16 protein-coding genes are annotated in these 19,264 nt (G+C 70.9%); 10 read left to right on the top strand and 6 right to left on the bottom strand.

The genetic code is table 11. From position 1 onward, the window contains the following. Positions 1 to 33: 33 nt before the first annotated feature. Positions 34 to 3,882, top strand: a complete 3,849-nt coding sequence (gene scy / locus R2B38_RS29005; RefSeq protein WP_318018860.1) for a polarized growth protein Scy — start codon at positions 34 to 36, stop codon at positions 3,880 to 3,882. Positions 3,883 to 4,066: 184 nt separating this feature from the next. Next, positions 4,067 to 5,002: a cellulose-binding protein gene (locus tag R2B38_RS29000; protein WP_033285426.1), complete on the top strand. Its 936-nt coding sequence runs from the start codon at positions 4,067 to 4,069 to the stop codon at positions 5,000 to 5,002. Between the two features lie 70 nt (positions 5,003 to 5,072). On the opposite strand, the gene R2B38_RS28995 is transcribed toward R2B38_RS29000, so the two are convergent. Further along, entirely contained in the window at positions 5,073 to 5,639 is a 567-nt protein-coding gene (locus R2B38_RS28995) for a TetR/AcrR family transcriptional regulator (RefSeq protein WP_318018859.1), read from the bottom strand. A 105-nt stretch (positions 5,640 to 5,744) separates the two neighbouring features. On the opposite strand from R2B38_RS28995, the gene R2B38_RS28990 reads away from it, so the two are divergent. The 5 genes from R2B38_RS28990 to R2B38_RS28970 all read left to right on the top strand — a co-directional run bounded on the left by R2B38_RS28990 (position 5,745) and on the right by R2B38_RS28970 (position 11,161). Continuing rightward, positions 5,745 to 7,109: an MDR family MFS transporter gene (locus R2B38_RS28990; RefSeq protein WP_318018858.1), complete on the top strand. Its 1,365-nt coding sequence runs from the start codon at positions 5,745 to 5,747 to the stop codon at positions 7,107 to 7,109. A gap of 9 nt (positions 7,110 to 7,118) precedes the next feature. After that, positions 7,119 to 8,093, top strand: a complete 975-nt coding sequence (locus R2B38_RS28985; RefSeq protein ID WP_033285423.1) for an ABC transporter ATP-binding protein — start codon at positions 7,119 to 7,121, stop codon at positions 8,091 to 8,093. A 1-nt stretch (position 8,094) separates the two neighbouring features. Beyond that, a complete protein-coding gene (locus tag R2B38_RS28980) occupies positions 8,095 to 8,865 on the top strand; it encodes an ABC transporter permease (RefSeq protein WP_318018857.1) in 771 nt (256 codons plus the stop codon). 113 nt (positions 8,866 to 8,978) lie between these two features. Continuing rightward, positions 8,979 to 10,292, top strand: coding sequence for an ABC transporter ATP-binding protein (locus R2B38_RS28975; RefSeq protein WP_318018856.1), 1,314 nt, complete (start codon positions 8,979 to 8,981; stop codon positions 10,290 to 10,292). Continuing rightward, positions 10,289 to 11,161, top strand: coding sequence for an ABC transporter permease (locus tag R2B38_RS28970; protein WP_318018855.1), 873 nt, complete (start codon positions 10,289 to 10,291; stop codon positions 11,159 to 11,161). Before R2B38_RS28975 ends, R2B38_RS28970 begins: the two co-directional genes overlap by 4 nt. Positions 11,162 to 11,203: 42 nt before the next feature. Here R2B38_RS28970 and R2B38_RS28965 read toward each other — a convergent pair whose 3' ends face one another. Then, positions 11,204 to 11,536 carry a hypothetical protein gene (locus R2B38_RS28965; RefSeq protein ID WP_033285419.1) on the bottom strand — a complete coding sequence of 111 codons (333 nt, stop codon included), beginning with the start codon at positions 11,534 to 11,536 and terminating at the stop codon, positions 11,204 to 11,206. A gap of 221 nt (positions 11,537 to 11,757) precedes the next feature. Here R2B38_RS28965 and R2B38_RS28960 point away from each other — a divergent pair, with 221 nt between their 5' ends. After that, positions 11,758 to 12,786, top strand: coding sequence for an LLM class flavin-dependent oxidoreductase (locus R2B38_RS28960; RefSeq protein WP_318018854.1), 1,029 nt, complete (start codon positions 11,758 to 11,760; stop codon positions 12,784 to 12,786). A gap of 106 nt (positions 12,787 to 12,892) precedes the next feature. Here R2B38_RS28960 and R2B38_RS28955 read toward each other — a convergent pair whose 3' ends face one another. Continuing rightward, positions 12,893 to 13,285: an SCO5389 family protein gene (locus R2B38_RS28955; protein WP_033285417.1), complete on the bottom strand. Its 393-nt coding sequence runs from the start codon at positions 13,283 to 13,285 to the stop codon at positions 12,893 to 12,895. 253 nt (positions 13,286 to 13,538) lie between these two features. On the opposite strand from R2B38_RS28955, the gene nucS reads away from it, so the two are divergent. After that, the gene (gene nucS, locus R2B38_RS28950) at positions 13,539 to 14,219 is read left to right on the top strand and encodes an endonuclease NucS (RefSeq protein ID WP_318018853.1); all 681 of its coding nucleotides are present in this window, start codon (positions 13,539 to 13,541) and stop codon (positions 14,217 to 14,219) included. Between the two features lie 109 nt (positions 14,220 to 14,328). On the opposite strand, the gene R2B38_RS28945 is transcribed toward nucS, so the two are convergent. The 3 genes from R2B38_RS28945 to R2B38_RS28935 form a co-directional block, all read right to left on the bottom strand. Next, on the bottom strand, positions 14,329 to 16,854 hold the full coding sequence (locus R2B38_RS28945) for an ATP-binding protein (protein ID WP_318018852.1): 2,526 nt from the start codon (positions 16,852 to 16,854) through the stop codon (positions 14,329 to 14,331). 231 nt (positions 16,855 to 17,085) lie between these two features. Further along, positions 17,086 to 17,409, bottom strand: a complete 324-nt coding sequence (locus R2B38_RS28940) for an STAS domain-containing protein (RefSeq protein ID WP_019060737.1) — start codon at positions 17,407 to 17,409, stop codon at positions 17,086 to 17,088. Between the two features lie 154 nt (positions 17,410 to 17,563). Next, complete coding sequence (locus R2B38_RS28935) at positions 17,564 to 18,412, bottom strand: 3-hydroxyacyl-CoA dehydrogenase family protein (protein ID WP_318018851.1); 849 nt, start codon at positions 18,410 to 18,412, stop codon at positions 17,564 to 17,566. Between the two features lie 194 nt (positions 18,413 to 18,606). Here R2B38_RS28935 and R2B38_RS28930 point away from each other — a divergent pair, with 194 nt between their 5' ends. After that, the gene (locus R2B38_RS28930; RefSeq protein WP_318018850.1) at positions 18,607 to 19,179 is read left to right on the top strand and encodes a cob(I)yrinic acid a,c-diamide adenosyltransferase; all 573 of its coding nucleotides are present in this window, start codon (positions 18,607 to 18,609) and stop codon (positions 19,177 to 19,179) included. Positions 19,180 to 19,264 lie beyond the last annotated feature (85 nt).

The raw sequence follows: 19,264 nt of genomic DNA, 5'->3' as shown, positions 1-19,264 counted from the left end.
AAACCGCGACCAGGGGACGGATGGGACCGCGCAGTGCGGGGCTACGAACGCCAGGAGCGAGAGCCGGCGGCTGACGTCGACCACCTCTCTCGGTTCGAGGCCGAGATGGAGCGGCTGAAGACCGAGCGGGAAAAGGCGATCCAGCATGCCGAGGACCTCGGCTACCAGGTCGAGGTGCTGCGCGCCAAGCTGCACGAGGCGCGCCGCACCCTCATGTCCCGACCGGCTTACGACGGCGGTGACATCGGCTACCAGGCCGAGCAGATGCTTCGTAATGCCCAGGTCCAGGCCGACCAGTTGCGGCAGGACGCCGAGCGGGAGCTGAGCCAGGCCCGCGCGCAGACCCAGCGCATCCTCCAGGAGCACGCCGAGCAGGCCGCGCGCCTCCAGGCGGAGCTGCACACGGAGGCCGTGACCCGGCGCCAGCAGCTCGACCAGGAACTCGCCGAGCGCCGGCAGACCGTCGAGTCGCACGTCAACGAGAACGTGGCGTGGGCCGAGCAGCTCCGCGCCCGCTCCGAGTCGCAGGCCCGCCGTCTCGTCGACGAGTCGCGCGCCGAGGCCGAGCAGGCGCTGGCCGCCGCCCGCGCCGAGGCAGAGCGCGTCGCCACCGAGGCCCGGCAGCGGCTGGAGATGGACGCCGAGGCGGCCCGCGCGGAGGCCGAGCAGCTGCTGCGGCGCGCCCGCACGGACGCCGAGCGGCTGCTGAACGCGGCGTCGTCGCAGGCCCAGGAGGCCACCGACCACGCCGAGCAGCTGCGCAGCTCCACGGTCAACGAGTCGGATTCCGCCCGCCGTCAGGCCACCGAGCTGAGCCGGGCCGCCGAGACCCGCATGGCCGAGGCCGAAACCTCACTGCGTGAGGCGCGCCTTGAGGCGGAGAAGGTCCTCAGCGAGGCCAAGGAAGCCGCCGCCAAGGCCCTCTCCAGCGCCGAGTCGGCCAACGAGCAGCGCACCCGGACGGCGAAGGAACAGGTCGCCCGGCTGGTCACGGAGGCCACCAAGGAGGCCGAGGCCACCAAGTCCGACGCCGAACAGGTCGTCGCCGAGGCCCAGGCCAAGGCCGACAAGATCGTCGCGGAGGCCGAGGAGAACGCCCGCAGCCTCACCGCCGAGGAGACCGCCTCCCAGCTGGCGAAGGCCGCCCGTACCGCCGAGGAAGTCCTCGACAAGGCGTCCGAGGACGCCAAGAACACCACGAAGGCCGCCACCGAGGAGGCCGAGCGGATCCGCTCCGAGGCGGAGGCCGAGGCCGACCGGTTGCGCGCCCAGGCGCACGACATCGCCGAGGGGCTCAAGGGCGCGGCGAAGGACGACACCAAGGAGTACCGGGCCAAGACGGTCGAGCTCCAGGAGGAGGCGCGCCGGCTGCGCGGCGAGGCCGAGCAGCTGCGGGCCGACGCGGTCGGCGAGGGCGAGCGCATCCGCTCCGAGGCCCGGCGCGAGGCCGTCCAGCAGATCGAGGAGGCGGCCAAGACCGCCGAGGAGCTGCTGTCGAAGGCCCGCGCGGACGCCGACGAGCTGCGCCAGACGGCCACCACGGACAGCGAGAAGGTCCGCACCGAGGCCATCGAGCGCGCCACCACCCTGCGCCGGCAGGCCGAGGAGACCCTCGACCGCACCCGCAAGGAGGCCGAGCGGCACCGCGCGGAGGTCATCGAGCAGTCCGAGGGCATCAAGGCCGACGCCGAACAGGCCGCACGCGACCTGCGCGACGAGACCGAGCGGGCCATAGAGGCACGCCGCGAGGAGGCCGCCGAGGGCCTGACGCGGCTGCACACGGAGACCGAGGAACGGCTCGCCGCCGCCGAACAGGCGCTCACCGACGCCCGCGAGGAGGCCGAGCGGATCCGCCGCGAGGCCGCCGAGGAGACGGAACGCCTGCGCGGTGAGGCCGCCGACCGCATCCGCTCCCTCCAGGCCCAGGCCGAGGCGGAGGCCGACCGGCTGCGCAACGAGGCCGCGGGCGACGCGTCCGCCTCCCGCGCCGAGGGCGAGGCCATCGCCGTACGCCTGCGGTCCGAGGCGTCGGCCGAGGCCGAGCGGCTCAAGACCGAGGCACAGGACACCGCCGACCGCGTCCGCGCGGAGGCCCAGGCCGCCGCCGAGCGGCTGGCCACGGAAGCGTCGGAGACGCTGGCCGCCGCCCAGGAGGAGGCCGTACGGCGTCGCCGTGAGGCCGAGGAGCTGCTCGGGTCGGCCCGCGAGGAGGCCGGGCAGGAGCGCGAGCGGGCCCGCGAGCAGAGCGAGGAGCTGCTGGCCTCGGCGCGCAACCGCGTCGAGGAGGCGCAGTCCGAGGCCGTCCGGCTGGTCGAGGAGGCCGACCGGCGCGCCACCGAGATGGTGTCGGGCGCCGAGCAGCACGCCCAGCAGGTACGGGAGTCGGTCGCCGGGCTGCACGAGCAGGCGCAGGAGGAGATCGCCGGGATCCGCTCGGCCGCCGAGCACGTGGCGGACCGCACCCGGCGCGAGGCGCAGGAGGAGGCGGACCGGGTCCGCGCCGACGCGTACAGCGAGCGGGAGCGGGCCACCGAGGACGCCAACCGCGTCCGGCGCCGGGCGGCCGAGGAGACGGACGCCGCCAAGGCCCTTGCGGAGCGCACCGTTTCGGACGCCATCGCGGAGGCGGAGCGGCTGCGGGCGGAGTCCGCCGACCACGCCCAGCAGGCACGCACCCAGGCCTCGGACACCATCGCGCAGGCCGACCAGGACGCGGCGCGGGCCCGTGCGGACGCCCGCGAGGACGCCAACCGGATCCGTTCGGACGCGGCGACGCAGGCCGACACCCTCATCACCGAGGTGACGGCGGAGGCGGAGCGGCTCCAGACCGAGACCATCAACGAGGCCGAGCGGGTGCGCTCGGAGGCCGTGGCCAAGGCCGAGAAACTCATCTCGGACGCGACCGGGGACGCGGAGCGGCTGCGCGCCGAGGCCGCCGACACGGTGGGTTCCGCGCAGCAGCAGTCCGAGCGGATCCGCAGCGAGGCCGCCCGTCTCAAGGCGAACGCGGAGGCGGACGCCGAGCGGGTCACCTCGGCGGCGCGCGAGGAGTCCGAGCGGACGCTGGACGAGGCCCGCAAGGAGGCCAACAAACGGCGCTCCGAGGCGGCCGAGCAGGTCGACACCCTCATCACGGAGACCGCGGCCGAGGCCGACAAACTCCTCAGCGAGGCCCAGCAGCAGGCGCAGAAGACGACGGCGGACGCCGAGGCACAGGCCGACTCCATGGTCGGCGCGGCCCGCAGCGAGGCCGACCGGCTGGTGTCCGAGGGCACGATCGAGGGCAACTCCCGCGTGGAGCAGGCCCGTACGGACGCGGACGAGCTGCTCGTCGGCGCGCGCCGGGACGCCACCGCCATAAGGGAGCGCTCCGAGGAGCTGCGCGACCGCATCACCACGGAGATCGAGAACCTGCACGAGCGGGCCCGCCGTGAGTCCGCCGAGACGATGAAGTCGGCCGGCGACCGCTGCGACGCGCTCATCAAGGCGGCCGAGGAGCAGCTCGGCAAGGCCCAGATGAAGGCCAAGGAACTGGTCTCGGAGGCCAACTCCGAGGCGGGCAAGGTCCGTATCGCCGCCGTGAAGAAGGCCGAGGGTCTCCTCAAGGAGGCCGAGCAGAAGAAGGCCACGCTCATCCGCGAGGCCGAGGAGCTGAAGGCGGAGGCGATCCGCGAGGCCCGCCGCACGGTCGAGGAGGGCAAGCGCGACCTCGAAGTGCTCGTCCGCCGCCGCGAGGACATCAACGCCGAAATCTCCCGTGTCCAGGACGTCCTGGAAGCGTTGGAGTCTTTCGAGGCCCCGACAGCGGCCAAGGACGGCGGGGTCAAGGCGGCAGCCACGGCGGGAGCAACTCGTTCGGGTGGCAAGTCTGTTGAAGGTTAAGAAACCCCTGTGAGGTTAGGGGTGTTCTGGGGCCTTTGACCGAGTCTTTGGCAAGCGGTCCGACGGTTAGCCACTCAAAAGGGGTGTCATTCTCCAGATCAAACACGCATCCGCTCGATGACACACCGCTTCGGCCCCTAGGATTCCACCTATCACCTCACCGGTCTCATTCGACAGGAACCCCATGAGCGACACTTCCCCCTACGGCTTCGAGCTTGTGCGGCGTGGGTACGACCGCGCTCAGGTGGACGAACGCATCTCGAAGCTCGTCTCCGACCGTGACAGCGCTCTGGCCCGTATCACTGCTCTCGAAAAGCGCATCGAGGAGCTCCACCTCGAAACGCAGAACGCCGCGGCCCAGGTAAGCGACGCCGAGCCGTCGTACGCCGGTCTCGGCGCGCGGGTCGAGAAGATCCTCCGCCTCGCCGAGGAAGAGGCCAAGGACCTGCGCGAGGAGGCACGGCGCGCGGCCGAGCAGCACCGCGAACTCGCGGAGTCCGCTGCCCAGCAGGTCCGCAACGACGCAGAATCGTTCGCTGCGGAGCGCAAGTCCAAGGCGGAGGACGAGGGCGTCCGGATCGTCGAGAAGGCCAAGAGCGACTCCGCCCAGCTGCGTGGCGAGGCTCAGAAGGACGCGCAGCAGAAGCGCGAGGAGGCCGACGCCCTCTTCGAGGAGACCCGCGCCAAGGCCGCGCAGGCCGCCGCCGACTTCGAGACGAACCTCGCCAAGCGCCGCGAGCAGTCCGAGCGCGACCTGGCGTCCCGTCAGCAGAAGGCCGAGAAGCGCCTCGCGGAGATCGAGCACCGCGCGGAGCAGCTCCGCCTGGAGGCCGAGAAGCTGCGCACGGACGCGGAGCGTCGCGCCCGTCAGACGGTGGAGACGGCGCAGCGCCAGGCCGAGGACATCGTCGCCGACGCCAACGCCAAGGCCGACCGCATCCGTTCGGAGTCCGAGCGCGAGCTGGCCGCCCTGACGAACCGTCGCGACAGCATCAACGCCCAGCTGACGAACGTGCGCGAGATGCTCGCCACGCTCACCGGTGCCGCGGTGGCCGCCGCGAGCTCGCCGGTCGAGGACGAGCCGATCTCTCGTGGAGTTCCGGCTCAGCAGTCCCGTTGAGCAAGCGTTTGTCGTAACGCTGAGGCCCGCATCCCCTTCGGAGGGTGCGGGCCTCGGCCGTGCCCCGGCCTCAACGCCGTCCGGTCACCAGCGGCAGATACACGTCGTCCACGATCTCGACGAGGGCCGACTCGGCGACCGGCTCGCGGGTCAGGATCATCTCGTAACGCAACAGCTGTGCGGGGAGGGTGACGACCCGTCGGGACAGGTCGGCGGTGGGGATCTCGCCCCGTTTCACGGCCCGTTGGAGCATGGGCAGCAGGATGTCGTGCACGATCCCGAAGACCTTCGGGTCAAGGTCGGGCGCGTCCGCGAGCAGGCCCCGGATGACGTCGGACCCGATCTCCCGCTGCCGCAGCACCATCAGCCGCAGCAGGGCCAGCACGTCCTCGCGCAACTCACCCGTGTCGGGCAGCCGTTCGGCGATGATGCCGTTGCGGTGGGACATGGCGGCCTTGACGAGTTCGGCGCGGTTGGGCCAGCGCCGGTAGAGGACCTGCTTGCCGGTACGGGCCCGGGCCGCCACACCCTCCATGGTGAGCCGGGCGTAACCGACCTCGGCCAGTTCCTCCCACACCGCGTCCAGGATGTCGGCCTCCAGCGCGGCCCCGCGCCGCCGCGTCTGCTCTCCGGTCATCACCGGCACCTTCCGCTCAGAAGACCTTAGGAGACCTTGCGTCTCTTATCGAGCCCAGCCTATCGTGGCCTTTAGAGACGCAGCGTCTCTAAAGGGGGAACCGCCATGCCCGAAACCACCGTCCGCCCCGCCGAACGCCTAGACCCGGCCGTCCGCAAACTCGCCGGCATCCTCGTCCTCGGCGCCCTCGCCCCACTCCTCGACAGCACGATCGTCTCCATCGCCCTGCACACCCTGGGCCACGACCTGGGCGCCTCCACGACGAGCCTGCAATGGGTCAGTACGGCGTATCTCCTGGCCCTCGCCACCGTCGTCCCGGTCTCCGGCTGGGCCGTAGAACGCTTCGACTCCCGCCGCGTCTGGCTGGGCGCGCTGCTCCTCTTCCTCGCCGGATCGCTCCTCTGCGGCCTCGCCTGGAACATCGGCTCGCTGATCGCGTTCCGGGTGGTCCAGGGCATCGGCGGCGGCCTGCTCCTGCCCGTCCTGCAGACCCTGGTCATGCGAGCGGCCGGCGGTCGCTCCCTCGGCCGTCTGATGGCGGTGATCACCCTGCCCGCCATGGTCGTACCGATCCTCGGCCCGGTCGTCGGCGGCCTGATCGTCGGCCACCTCAGCTGGCGCTGGATCTTCTACGTCAACCTGCCCGTCTGCCTCCTCGCCCTCGCCCTGGCCTGGCGCGGCGTCCCGAAGGACACCCCGCGCCCCGGCCACCACCTGGACCTGACCGGCCTCCTGCTCCTCTCCCCCGGCCTCGCCGCCGTGGTCTACGGCCTGTCCGAGACCGGCGCCACCCGCGCGACCGCGATCCCGGTGGGCGCCGTACTGATCGCCCTGTTCGCCCGCCACGCGCTGCGCGTCCGCGAACCCCTCGTGGATCTACGGCTGTTCAAGGACCGCGCGTTCGCCGTCTCCTCGATCCTGACGTTCCTGAACGGGCTCGCCCTGTTCGGCGGGATGTTCCTGCTCCCCCTCTACTACCAACAGGCGCGCGGCGAGGGCGTGATCGCGGCCGGGCTGCTGCTGGCGCCCCAGGGACTGGGCAGCCTGCTCGCCCGGGTCACCGGCCCGCTGACCGACCGGCTCGGGCCGCGCCCGGTCACCGTGGCGGGGATGCTGCTGTGCGCGCTGGGCACCCTCCCCTTCCTTCTCCCGCATCCCGGCGCCGCCCTGCTTCTCGTCGCGCTGGTCGTACGAGGGCTCGGGGTGAGCGCGGCCAACATGGCGGTCATGGTGGGCGCGTACCAAGGTCTCGACCGCGCCCGCATCCCGCACGCCAGCACCACCGTCCGGATCGTGCAGCAGCTCGGCGGGTCCGTCGGCACGGCCGTACTGGCGACGGTCCTCGCGCACGGGCACGGCAGCGCCGCCTTCCCGCACGCGTTCGCCTGGGCGACGGCGTTCACCGTTGTTGCCTGCTTCGTCGGACTCTGTTTGCCCGTTCGGGTGGCATCCGCCGAACGCCCGTCTTAGCGTGGCCGCATGATCGAGCTCGAGGGGCTGACCAAGCGGTACGGCGACAAGGTGGCGGTCAACAACCTCACCTTCACCGTCAGACCCGGCATCGTCACGGGCTTCCTCGGCCCGAACGGCGCCGGCAAGTCGACGACCATGCGCATGATGCTCGGGCTCGACCGGCCGACCGCCGGTGACGTGCGCATCGACGGCCAGCACTACGACCAGCTCAAGGACCCGCTGAAGTACATCGGCGCCCTCCTCGACGCCAAGGCCATGCACGGCGGCCGCAGCGCCTTCAACCATCTGCTGTGTCTCGCGCAGAGCAACGGCATCTCGACGGCCCGGGTGCGTGAAGTGCTCGACACCGTCGGGCTCACCGCCGTGGCGAAGAAGAAGGCCAAGGGGTTCTCGCTCGGCATGGGCCAGCGGCTCGGCATCGCGGGCGCGCTGCTCGGCGATCCGGAGATCCTGATGTTCGACGAGCCGGTCAACGGCCTCGACCCCGAGGGCATCCACTGGATCCGCAACCTGATGAAGTCCCTTGCCGCGCAGGGCCGTACGGTCTTCGTCTCCTCGCACCTGATGAGCGAGATGGCGCTGACGGCCGATCACCTCGTCGTCATCGGCCAGGGCCGGCTCCTCGCGGACACCTCCATGGCGGACTTCATCCACCAGAACTCGCGGTCCTACGTCCGGATCCGCACCCCGCAGCGCGAGCGGCTGCTCGACGTGCTGCACCAGGCCGGGATCACGGTGGTCGAGTCCGGCAGCGGGGTGCTCGAAGTGGACGGCGGCAAGTCCGAGCAGATCGGTGAGCTGGCCGCGTCGCACCAGCTCGTGCTGCACGAGCTGAGTCCCCAACAGGCCTCCCTGGAGGAGGCGTTCATGCAGTTGACCGCGGAGTCGGTGGAGTACCACGCGCATTCCGACGCACCATCACCCTCCCCCGGGGCGCCTGCTCAGCAGCAGGGCTGGGGCGACGGCTGGAAGAAGGGCTGACATGGCGGCGACCCAGGTCATCCGCTCGGAGTGGACCAAGATCCGTTCCGTCGCGTCGACGGTGTGGACGCTCTCGCTGGCCGTGGTGGTGACGATCGGGCTCGGCATGCTGATCTCGGCGCTGTCGAAGAGCCAGTTCGACGACATGAGCGCCAAGGACAAGCTGTCCTTCGACCCGACGTTCATCAGCTTCGCCGGGATGAGTCTCGGGCAGCTCGCGATGATCGTGTTCGGGGTGCTGGTCGTGTCGAACGAGTACAGCACCGGCATGATCCGCACCTCGCTCGCGGCCGTCCCGCAGCGCGGCACCTTCCTGTTCAGCAAGATCGCGGTGGCCGCGGGGCTGTGTCTCGTGGTCGGCCTGGTGACGAGCTTCCTCACGTTCTTCCTCGGGCAGGCGATGCTCGGCTCCCACAGGGCGGAGATCGGCGACCCGGGCGTGCTGCGCGCGGTGATCGGCGGCGGGCTCTACATGACCCTGATCGCGCTGTTCTCCATGGGCGTCGCCTCGATGCTGCGCTCGCCGATGCTGTCGCTGGGCATCCTGATGCCGTTCTTCTTCCTGATCTCCAACATCCTCGGCAACGTCTCCGCGACGAAGAAGATCGGCCAGTACCTGCCCGACCAGGCCGGCAGCAAGATCATGCAGGTGGTCACGCCGGTGGACGACTCCGCGCCGTACGGCCCCTGGGGCGGCTTCGGGATCATGGCCCTGTGGGTGCTCGCCTCGCTCGTCGGCGCCTACGTCCTTCTGAAGCGCCGGGACGCCTGACGCGGGACGTTGCTTTGCTTTCTCTTGGGCGGAACCGTCAGCGCCCCGTTATCCTCCTAACCCTTACGGGGGCGTGTGCCCTGCTGTCCTGATCCTTTCGATGGGTGCGGAGCATGATCGAGGCTGTCGGCCTGACCAAGCGCTACGGCGACAAGACCGCCGTGTACAACCTTTCCTTCCAGGTGCGGCCCGGTGCCGTCACCGGTTTCCTCGGGCCCAACGGCTCGGGCAAGTCGACGACGATGCGCATGATCCTCGGCCTGGACAACCCCACGTCAGGACAGGTGACGATCGGCGGCTTCCCCTACCGCAAGCTGCCGAACGCCCCCAGACAGGTCGGCGCCCTGCTCGACGCCAAGGCCGTGCACGGCGGCCGCAGCGCCCGCAGCCACCTGCTGAGCCTGGCCCAGCTCTCGGGCATCCCGGCCCGGCGCGTGGACGAGGTGCTCGGGGTCGTCGGCCTCCAGGACGTGGCGAGAAAACGCCCCAAGGGCTTCTCCCTCGGCATGGGCCAGCGGCTCGGCATCGCCGCCGCGCTCCTCGGCGACCCGCAGGTGCTGCTCTTCGACGAGCCGGGCAACGGCCTCGACCCCGAGGGCATCCTCTGGGTGCGGAACCTCATGAAGGCGCTCGCGGCGGAGGGCCGTACCGTCTTCGTCTCCTCGCACCTGATGAGCGAGATGGCGCTGACCGCCGACCACCTCATCGTGATCGGGCGCGGGCAGCTCCTCTCCGACATGAGCGTGCGCGACTTCATCTCGGCGAACTCCGCCGACTTCGCGCGCGTGCGCACCCCCGACACCGAGCCCCAGCTGCGCGAGAAGCTCACCTCCGCGCTGACCGAGGCGGGCGGCCACGTGCTGCCCGAGCAGGACGGCGGGCTGCGCGTCATGGGCCTGCCGCTGCCGCGCATCAGCGACATCGCGCACGACACGGACGTACGGCTGTGGGAGCTGTCGCCGCATCAGGCCTCGCTGGAGGAGGCGTACATGCGGATGACGCAGGGGGCCGTCGACTACCGCTCGACGATCGACCAGAAGGCCGGCCTGATGCAGCAACTGCCGCCCGGCGCACAGCCGCCCATGCCGGTGCCGGGCCAGGGCCAGCCGGGCTGGTACGCGCCGCCGTCACCGCAGCACGGCGGTCAGCCCTTCGCCATGGGCCAGCCCCCGGCGAATCCTTACGGCGCCCCGAATCCGTACGGCGCCCCTGCGGCGCCCGGCGCACCCGCACCGGGCCCGTACGGGCCTCCGGTGCCCGTCACCCCGCAGACGGCGGCACAGCCGCCCCAGGGCCCGGCTCAGGGTGCCCCGGCGGATCAGGTCCCGGTGGCCGCTCCGGCCGCGGACGCGACCCCGGCCCCCGCCGCTCCCGCGCAGCCCTCCTCCCCCGCCGCCGACCTGACCAAGCCCGAGGACGCCCGATGAGTACGCCCCAGCCCCCGATGCCGCAGGCAGCCGTGCCCAACTGGCAGGCGGCGAACGGTCCTTCGTACGGCGGGTACACCTCGCCGATCCCGGTGGTGCGCGCCCATCTCGGGCACGCGCTCGCCTCCGAGTGGACGAAGATCAAGTCGGTGCGCTCGACGCTCTGGACGCTCGGGGTGTTCGTGGTCCTCGTCGTCGGCATCGGCCTGCTCGCCGCCCTCGTGGTCAGCAACTCCTCGTCCCAGATGAACGGCGAGAACCCGCTCTCCCTCGGCTTCTTCGGGCTGCTCCTCGGCTCCATGTGCATCATCACGCTCGGCGTGCTGACCACGGCCTCCGAGTACGGCACGGGCATGATCCGCACGACGATGACCGCCTGCCCCAGCCGCGGCCGGGTCCTCGCGGCGAAGTCCATCGTGTTCTTCGGGGTCGCCTTCGTGGTGACCCTGGTGTCCTCGGGGTTCATCGCCTTCGTGGACGCCTCGCTGCTGGAGAACAACGGCGCGAAGGACCCGTCCGCCGGCGAGTGGTTCAAGGGAACCGTCGGCGTCTCGCTCTACATCGCGCTGCTCGGCCTGCTCGCGCTGATCGTCGGCTCGATCATCCGGCACTCGGCGGGCGCGATCACCATCATGATCGGCGCGGTCCTCGCCCCGCTGGTCATCGCGCTGTTCATGTTCTCGCAGTCCCTGGAGGACGTGCGCCAGGCGCTGTTCGAGTACTCGATCCCGAACCAGCTGAGCGTCTTCTACTCCAACTCCCTGACGGAGTCCGGCCCTTCGGGCTGGGACCCGCTGTGGATCATCGTCGGCGTGACGGCCGTGGCGTTCGCGGGCGCGATCGCGCTGCTGGAGCAGCGGGACGTGTGAGCAGTACCACTCTTTGAAAGGTCGGCCCGGAAAAAGGCCGGCCTAGAACCTCGGCGCGTTCCTGGACCGCTGCACCCGTGTGGTGCGGCGGTCCTTCGCGTTCCAGCAGGCCTTGTGCCAGTGGCGGCGGTCGTCGACGCCCGCGTGCTCCGGCCAGGCCACGACGTGCGGGACGCCGGAGGGGATCTGCTGGTCGCAGCCGGGGCAGCGGTACGTCTTGCCCTCGGAGCTCGCCCCGGCGACATGGCGCACGCTCCACTCCTCGCCCTGCCAGGCTTCCGTGGACTGCCAGCCGCCGTAGCGGCCCGAGCGCTCGTCGTCGGCACTCTGGCCGGAGGAACCGGACTCCTTGGGTCGGTTGCGACGCGGGGACACAGAACACCTCACGGGGCTATACAGGAGGCAAGGGCTGTGTCCAGCCTACGTGGCGCGGACAGGGGTACGCGAAGGGCATCAACCCGTACAAGTCCCCCTCGGGACCGCGCATTCTGCAGACAATCCGCAAATCTCTCCGCCAGGCCGTGTCCTCGGCACGTGTCGGGCGGTTATGCCCGGTGGGGGAGCTCCGTGTCGGAGCCAAGGAAGCAGGAAAAGCCATGCGCGTCGGAAGTTTTGTGTTGGCGGCCCAGTTCCCGGGGCAGGGCCAGGGGGAGGCCCTGCACCGCGCGGTCCGCTCGGTGGAGGTCGCGGAGGAGGCCGGTCTCGACACGGCCTGGCTGGCCGAGCACCACTTCGTGCCCTACGGCACCTGCCCGTCCGCGGTCACCCTGGCCGCGTTACTGCTGGGCCGCACCCAGCGCATCCGCGTCGGCACCGCGGTCAGCGTGCTGCCCACCGTCCACCCGGTCGCCCTCGGCGAGCAGGCCGCGCTGCTGCACGTGACGAGCGGGGGGCGCTTCTCGCTGGGTGTGGGGCGCGGCGGGCCGTGGGTCGACCTGGAGGTGTTCGGCTCGGGCCTCGCCGCGTACGAACAGGGGTTCCCGGAATCACTCGATCTGCTGATGAGCTGGCTGCGCGAGCCGTCGGTCGCGGGCACCGGGGACCGCTTCGCGTTCCGTGAAGTGCCCGTCGTACCAAGGCCGTCGGAGGCACTGTCGGACGCGCCGGGCCCCGAGGTCGTCGTCGCCTGCACCTCCCCCGCGAGCGTGCGGCTGGCGGCCGAGCGGGGCCTGCCGATGCTGCTCGGCATGCATGTCGGGGACGAGGAGAAAGCCGAAATGGTCGCCCTGTGGCGGCAGTTGGCCCGGGCGGCGGGGCGGCCGGCGGAGGAGATCCGCGGGGCGGCCCATGTGTCGGCCGGTGTCTGCCAGATCGCGGACAGGCGTGCCGACGCGGTGGAGGCCCTGGTGAAGGCGATGCCGGGCTGGCTCAAGCAGGGGCTGGACGCCCATGTGACGGTGGACGACCGCGAGCGCCGGATGCGCGACCCGCTCGCGTACACCGAACTCCTCTGCGGGCTGCACCCGGTGGGCACCCCGCGGCTGTGCGTCGACCGGCTCGCGGCGACCTCGGAGCGGACCGGCATCTCCCGTTTCGCGCTGCTCGTCGAGGGGTCAGGGGACCTCGCGGCGACCGAGGAGAACGTACGGCGGCTCGGAGCCGAGGTGCTCCCTCACCTCGGCTGAGCGAACCGCGCTGGACGTTCCGCGCTGGACGTTCCGCGGGGAGCTTGCCGCCCCGTACAGAGCACCTCCCGCGTACGGAGCGGCAAGCAGTGCGCCGTCCGCCGCGTCAGCAGTCCCTGAACTCCGGGGACTGGTTCAGCAGCTGACTGCGCACCGAGGTGAAGCGGGCCAGCGTCTCGTCGACCGAGCCGTCCAGCGGGAACACCGCCACCCGGTGGCAGTTCTGGAAGGCAAGGCGTACACCGAAGTGCCGCTGCAGCGCGCCGCGTATCGCGTCACTCGCGAGCGCACGCAGCAACTGACCGCGTGCCTGCTCGTCCGGCGGCGGCGTCTGGTTGTCGGCGAACGCACCGCCGTCGACCTTCAGCTGAGCCACCAGGGAGCTGACCATCTCCCATGCGTAAGGCAGGGAGGTCCGGACGCAGTCGACGAATTCAGCTTCGTCGACCTCGCCTCGCTCGGCCTTTTCGAGTAGGGCCGGTGAGACGTCGAGCGACATGGGTTCTCCTCTCGCACCCCCAACGCGCGGGGGTTGCCGGACAGGTAAGGGAGTCCGCGATGACGAACACGCTGCGTACATGTCTCGCGACCTCCCGCTTATACGGTAGGCAACGGAGGAGGGCGGCACCAGGAGAATGCGTACATAGGGAACTCCCAATGGGCCCACAATCGGCCAAGAATGAACAACGGGCGTCACGGGTCTTCCAGGGCGAATCGCGTGCACCTACGCCCGTCGAGTAGCGTTGCCGACCATGCGTCTCGTCATTGCCCGGTGTTCCGTGGACTACGCGGGCCGGCTCACCGCCCACCTCGCCTCCGCCCCCCGTCTGATCCTGGTGAAGGCGGACGGCAGCGTCTCGATCCACGCGGACGACCGGGCCTACAAGCCCCTCAACTGGATGTCTCCGCCCTGCACGCTGAAGGAGGGTTCGGGCTCCCCAGAAGATCCAGCCGGTGTCTGGACCGTCATCAACAAGGCGGGCGAGAAGCTCATCATCACGATGGAGGAGATCCTCCACGACTCCTCGCACGAACTCGGCGTGGACCCCGGCCTGATCAAGGACGGCGTGGAAGCGCACCTCCAGGAGCTGCTGGCCGACCGCATCGACACCCTCGGCGAGGGCTACACGCTGATCCGCCGGGAGTACATGACGGCCATCGGACCGGTCGACATCCTGTGCCGGGACGGCGAGGGCCAGACCGTCGCGATCGAGATCAAGCGGCGCGGCGAGATCGACGGCGTGGAGCAACTCACGCGCTACCTGGAGCTGTTGAACCGCGATCCCCATCTCGCCCCGGTCCGCGGCATCTTCGCCGCCCAGGAGATCAAGCCGCAGGCCCGCGTCCTCGCCACCGACCGCGGCATCGGCTGCACGGTCCTGGACTACAACGCCCTGCGCGGCATCGAGGACGACAAGCTGCGGCTGTTCTGAACACCCGTCGCCAGACACCGACTTCACCCTGACTTCACCCCGACGAAAAGGGCCGGTTCCGATCATCGGAGCCGGCCCTTTCATGTCCTACGGGACTGTCGTACGCGAGTCAGATCACGGCACCCGCGCTACTCGACGTGTCCGCGCCGCTGCTCTCGGGCGCGGCCGAACTGGCCGTCTCTACGGGGGCACTTGAGGCTGCGCCGCTTGCCGAGGTGTTGGTGGACGGGGCGGTGGACGTGTCCGTCGGCGGAGGCGAGCTGGTGTCCGTGGGCGGCGGCGAGCTCTGTGACCCCGTCGGGGTCGGAGTCGCCGAATGCGACGTGGTCGGGCTCGACGACGGCGGTTTGGTCGTGGACCTGGTCGGCGACGGGCTCGTGTGCCCGCCCCCCGAAGTGTTCGTCCCGCTCGGCGTGTCCGAAGGCGTCCCGCTGCCCGTCGGGGTCGGGTCGTCCGACGTGCCCATGGTGCCGTCCGGGCCCGGGTCGGTGGGCCGGCTGGTCGCGGTGCCCGTGCCGCTGCCGTCGCCCTTCTTCGCCGGATCCGCGCCGAGGCTGTCGTCGTCGGTGCCCTGGCTGGCGGACGGGTTGACGCCGACCTTGTCGGACGGGTTGTCGGCGTTGTTGTTCGACGTGGCGCCGAGGGTGACGACCGTGCCGAGGACGGCGGCGAGCAGGACGCCCGCGCCGGCCGCGACGAGGTTGCGCCGGGCGTAGCCGCGCAGGCCGCCCCGGGCCTTGTTGTGCGGCTTCGGGGGCGAGGGCTGGTGTGCGACGAGGGTGTACGTGTCGCCGGGCGGCTGGAGCGGCGGGAAGGGCGCCGGTATGCCGCCGGGCGGCGTGGCCGACTCCTCGTAGCGCGCGTCCGGCACTTCCTCGCCCGCCGTGGAACCGAGGGGGAGCGCGATGCCGGAGCGGTCGGCGACCAGGGCGAGGGCGCGGCGGCCCGCGACGGCACCGCGCTTGTCGGCGGCCTCGCCGCGCAGGCCGATGGACGACTCCAGTTCGGCCCGGGCCCGGTCGAGATCGCCGACGCAGAGCGCGAGGACCCCCAACTCGTGCTGGAAATAGGCCTGTTCACTCACATCGGCGGCGAGCCGCGCGGCCTCGAAGCCGGAGCGCAGCACCCGTTCCCAGGCGCTCCAGTGCAGCCCGGCGGCGAACGCGGGCGCCGCCGTGCGGGCGAGGTGGACGGTGGTGCTCTCCTCGCCGTCGCCGGGCGGGGTCGTCGCCGGCAGGAGGGCGACGAGGGCGGCGAGCAGGGCGTCCGCCTCGGCGCACACGCGCTCGGGCGTGACCGAGGGGTGCCCGGCCCACCAGGAGTAGTGCAGGGCGGCGATGAGGGCACCGGACGCGACGTCGTCGCCGTATCCGGCGGCCTCCAGCTGGGTCTGGACGCCGGCGGCGAGCCGGTAGCGGGAACCGACCGGGGAGACCAGTCCGCAGCCCGCGAGTTCGCCGAGGGCGGCGTCCGCGTGGGTGTCGCCGACGAGCGCGGGCAGATGCGCCTGGTGCGGCACCTCACCGCCGAGCGCGACGGCGAAGCGCAGGGTGGCCCGGGCCGAGGTGGAGAGCCGCGAGGCGAGCAGCGGCGCGGGCGCGGCGGCCTCCCCGAGGGACGGCAGGGGTACGGCGTCGCCCTCGTCCGGGTCGAGCGGCGGGGCGTCGAAGGGCTCGTCGACCGGAGGCGCGTCCTGGAAGACGCCGAACTCCTCGACGGCGCTGGTGCCGACGCGCAGTTGGTCGCGCTGGCGGAGCAGGGCACCGGCCTGGACGAAGCGCAGGGGCAGGCCCTCGGACTCGAAGTAGAGGTCGCCCGCCCAGTTCGCCTCCTCCTCGGTGAGGACGCGGCCCACGGCACGCTCCAGGACCTCCACGGCACCGGGCCGGCCCAGGCCGCCGAGGAAGACCTCCTCGATCGCGGAGTCCGCGGACGGTGCCGGGATCTCCGGGGTCGCGGCGATCAGGAAGGCGCACTCGGGCGTCGCGTCGAGGAGTTCGTCGAGCGCGGCGGCGCCGAACTCTAGGTCGTCCAGGACGACGACGGCGCCGATCTCCCGCGTCAGCGCGAGGAGTTCCTCCCGGCCGGGCCGGTGCAGGGGTGCGTCGTAGACGGCGTGGAAGAGGTCGTGCAGGAGGTCGGTGGACGTGCGGTGGAAGCCCGTGAGGCGGATCACGCCGTCGGGGGCGAGGTCCAGGCAGTCCTCGGCGACGAGGTCGAGCAGGCTGGTGCGGCCGGAGCCCGAGGGGCCGGTGAGGCGTACGGAACGGCCGCGGGCGAGCAGCCGTACGAGACGCTCGCGCTCCTCCTGGCGCTCCAGGAGCGGCAGTTCGGGGCGGTTCAGGCCGGGCGGGACCGGAGGCCTGGCGGCGCGGGCCGCCTCGGCGCGCTCGGCGGCGGTGAACTTCGCGGGCCGGCCGGGCCGCTGTCCGGACGGGCAGACCTCGATCTCGCTGCCGTCGACGGGGTTGACGGTGAGCAGGATGTCACCGGTGACCAGCTGCACGGTGCGGGCGAGCGCGGGTGTGTGCTGGCCGAAGTCGGGTGTGAGGGGTTCCCGGGGCGGGCGCTGACGTGACGACGTGTCGTCGCCGTCGTGGCCGTACTCCTCGGGTCCCCGGTCGATCGGGTCCATAGGTCCAAGCCCCCCAAAAGCGTCGTGTGCGGGTCGACAGGACCCAGGCCCCTCCCGGCCTTGTGCACACCGCGCTGTCGCTTCTGGTCCGGGCCCGCTCGAAGGGTGGTGAGGCAGCGGGCAACCGAACCGTAAACCTTCGCACAGTATCTACGACAGGCCGGGGTACCGCGCGGTGCGAGACGTCACAGTCTCATGAGGATTGCGCGCGGCCGACGTCGGACCTCGGGATCAGACCCTGGGAAGCGACTCCACCCCGATGCCGCCCTCGATGGCGAGGATGCGGTGCAGCCGGGTGGCCACGAGCAGGCGCTGCATCTGCGGCGGTACGCGGCGCAGTACCAGGCGGCGGCCGCAGCGGCCGGCCCGTCGGTGGGCCCCCATGATGACGCCGAGGCCGGTGGCGTCCCAGGAGTCGAGCTCGGACAGGTCCAGCACCAGATCGCCGACTCCGTCGTCGACGGCCGAGTGCAGGACCGTACGGGCGTCCGCCGCGCTGCGGACGTCGAGGCGGCCCCCGACGACCAGCTCGACGTGGTCGCCCCTGATGTACATATGCGCTCCCCGTGAGTGCGGTGGCGTACTCGGTGATATCGGCGAAGTCGGTGATGCAACCTCTGACTGCGTGAAGCGCCACGAAGTTGCCGTCTGTGAGCGAACCGATACCGAATTCACCCCTGCGTGTGATGGGGCAGGGGCGTGTGCGGTTTCAGTGCTTGTAGAAGCCCTGCCCGCTCTTGCGTCCGATGTCACCGGCGTCCACCATTCGGCGCATCAGCTCCGGCGGGGCGAACTTCTCGTCCTGTGACTCGGTGTAGATGTTGCTCGTCGCGTGCAGCAGGATGTCGACGCCGGTGAGGTCCGCGGTGGCCAGCGGGCCCATCGCGTGGCCGAAGCCCAGCTTGCAGGCGAGGTCGATGTCCTCGGCGGTGGCGACGCCCGACTCGTACAACTTCGCCGCCTCGACGACGAGCGCCGAGATGAGACGGGTCGTCACGAAACCGGCGACGTCCCGGTTGACGACGATGCAGGTCTTGCCGACGGATTCGGCGAACTCCCTTGCGGTGGCGAGGGTTTCGTCGCTCGTCTTGTATCCGCGCACCAGCTCGCACAGGCCCATCATCGGGACCGGCGAGAAGAAGTGCGTCCCTACGACGCGCTCCGGACGCTCCGTCACGGCCGCGATCTTCGTGATCGGGATGGCGGAGGTGTTGGAGGCGAGGACGGCGTCCTCGCGCACGATCTTGTCCAGGGCGCGGAAGATCTCGTGCTTGATCTCGAGCTTCTCGAAGACGGCCTCGACGACGATGTCCGCGTCGGCGACGGCGTCGAGATCGGTGGTCGCGGTGATGCGTCCAAGGGCGGCGTCGGCGTCGTGCGCCTCCAGCTTCCCCTTGCTCACGAACTTGTCGTACGAGGCCTTGATGCCGTCGGTGCCACGCTTCAGGGCTTCGTCGGTGACATCGCGCAGGACGACGTCCCAGCCCGCCTGCGCGGAGACCTGGGCGATACCGGAACCCATGAGTCCGGCGCCGATGACGGCAAGCTTCCGTGCCACTGTGCGACTCCCCTTTGAAACGCTTACAGCGTGTATCCGTATGCCTCTCGGCGGACACTAGCGAAGGTGCGGCGCTGTGTGACCGGTTAGTAACGCGCGTCACGTCTCATCTGACGGACATCACACCGGCACGGGTCATTCGACCCCCCGTACGGCCTAGTTGAGCACCGGCGCACCCTGACTACCCTGGCCACATGGTCAATCTGACGCGCATCTACACCAGGACCGGCGACCAGGGCACCACCGCCCTCGGCGACATGAGCCGGGTCGCCAAGACGGACGTCCGCATCTCGGCGTACGCCGACACGAACGAGGCGAACGCGGCGATCGGCACGGCCATCGCCCTCGGCGCCCTCCCCGAGGACATCGTCAAGGTCCTCACCCGCGTCCAGAACGACCTCTTCGACGTGGGCGCGGACCTGTGCACGCCGGTGGTGGAGAACCCGGAGTTCCCGCCCCTGAGGGTCGAGCAGTTCTACATCGACAAACTGGAGTCGGACTGCGACCACTTCAACGAGCAGCTGGAGAAACTCCGCTCCTTCATCCTGCCCGGCGGCACCCCGGGCGCGGCCCTGCTCCACCAGGCGTGCACGGTCGTACGGCGGGCGGAGCGCTCGACGTGGGCGGCCCTTGAGGTGCACGCCGAGGTGATGAACCCCCTGACGGCGACCTACCTGAACCGCCTCTCCGATCTCCTGTTCATCCTGGCGCGGTCCGCCAACAAGGAGGCGGGGGACGTCCTTTGGGTGCCCGGCGGGGAGCGCTGACCCTCAACTCCCAAGTGGTCCAGACCTATTGACCGGTGGTCCAGACCTTCCTATCCTCACGGGACTGTGGGCGCGAAGGCTCAGT

It is taken from the genome of Streptomyces sp. N50 (genome assembly GCF_033335955.1).
GTDB lineage: Bacteria > Actinomycetota > Actinomycetes > Streptomycetales > Streptomycetaceae > Streptomyces.
This window is presented reverse-complemented; position numbering and strand designations above follow the sequence as displayed.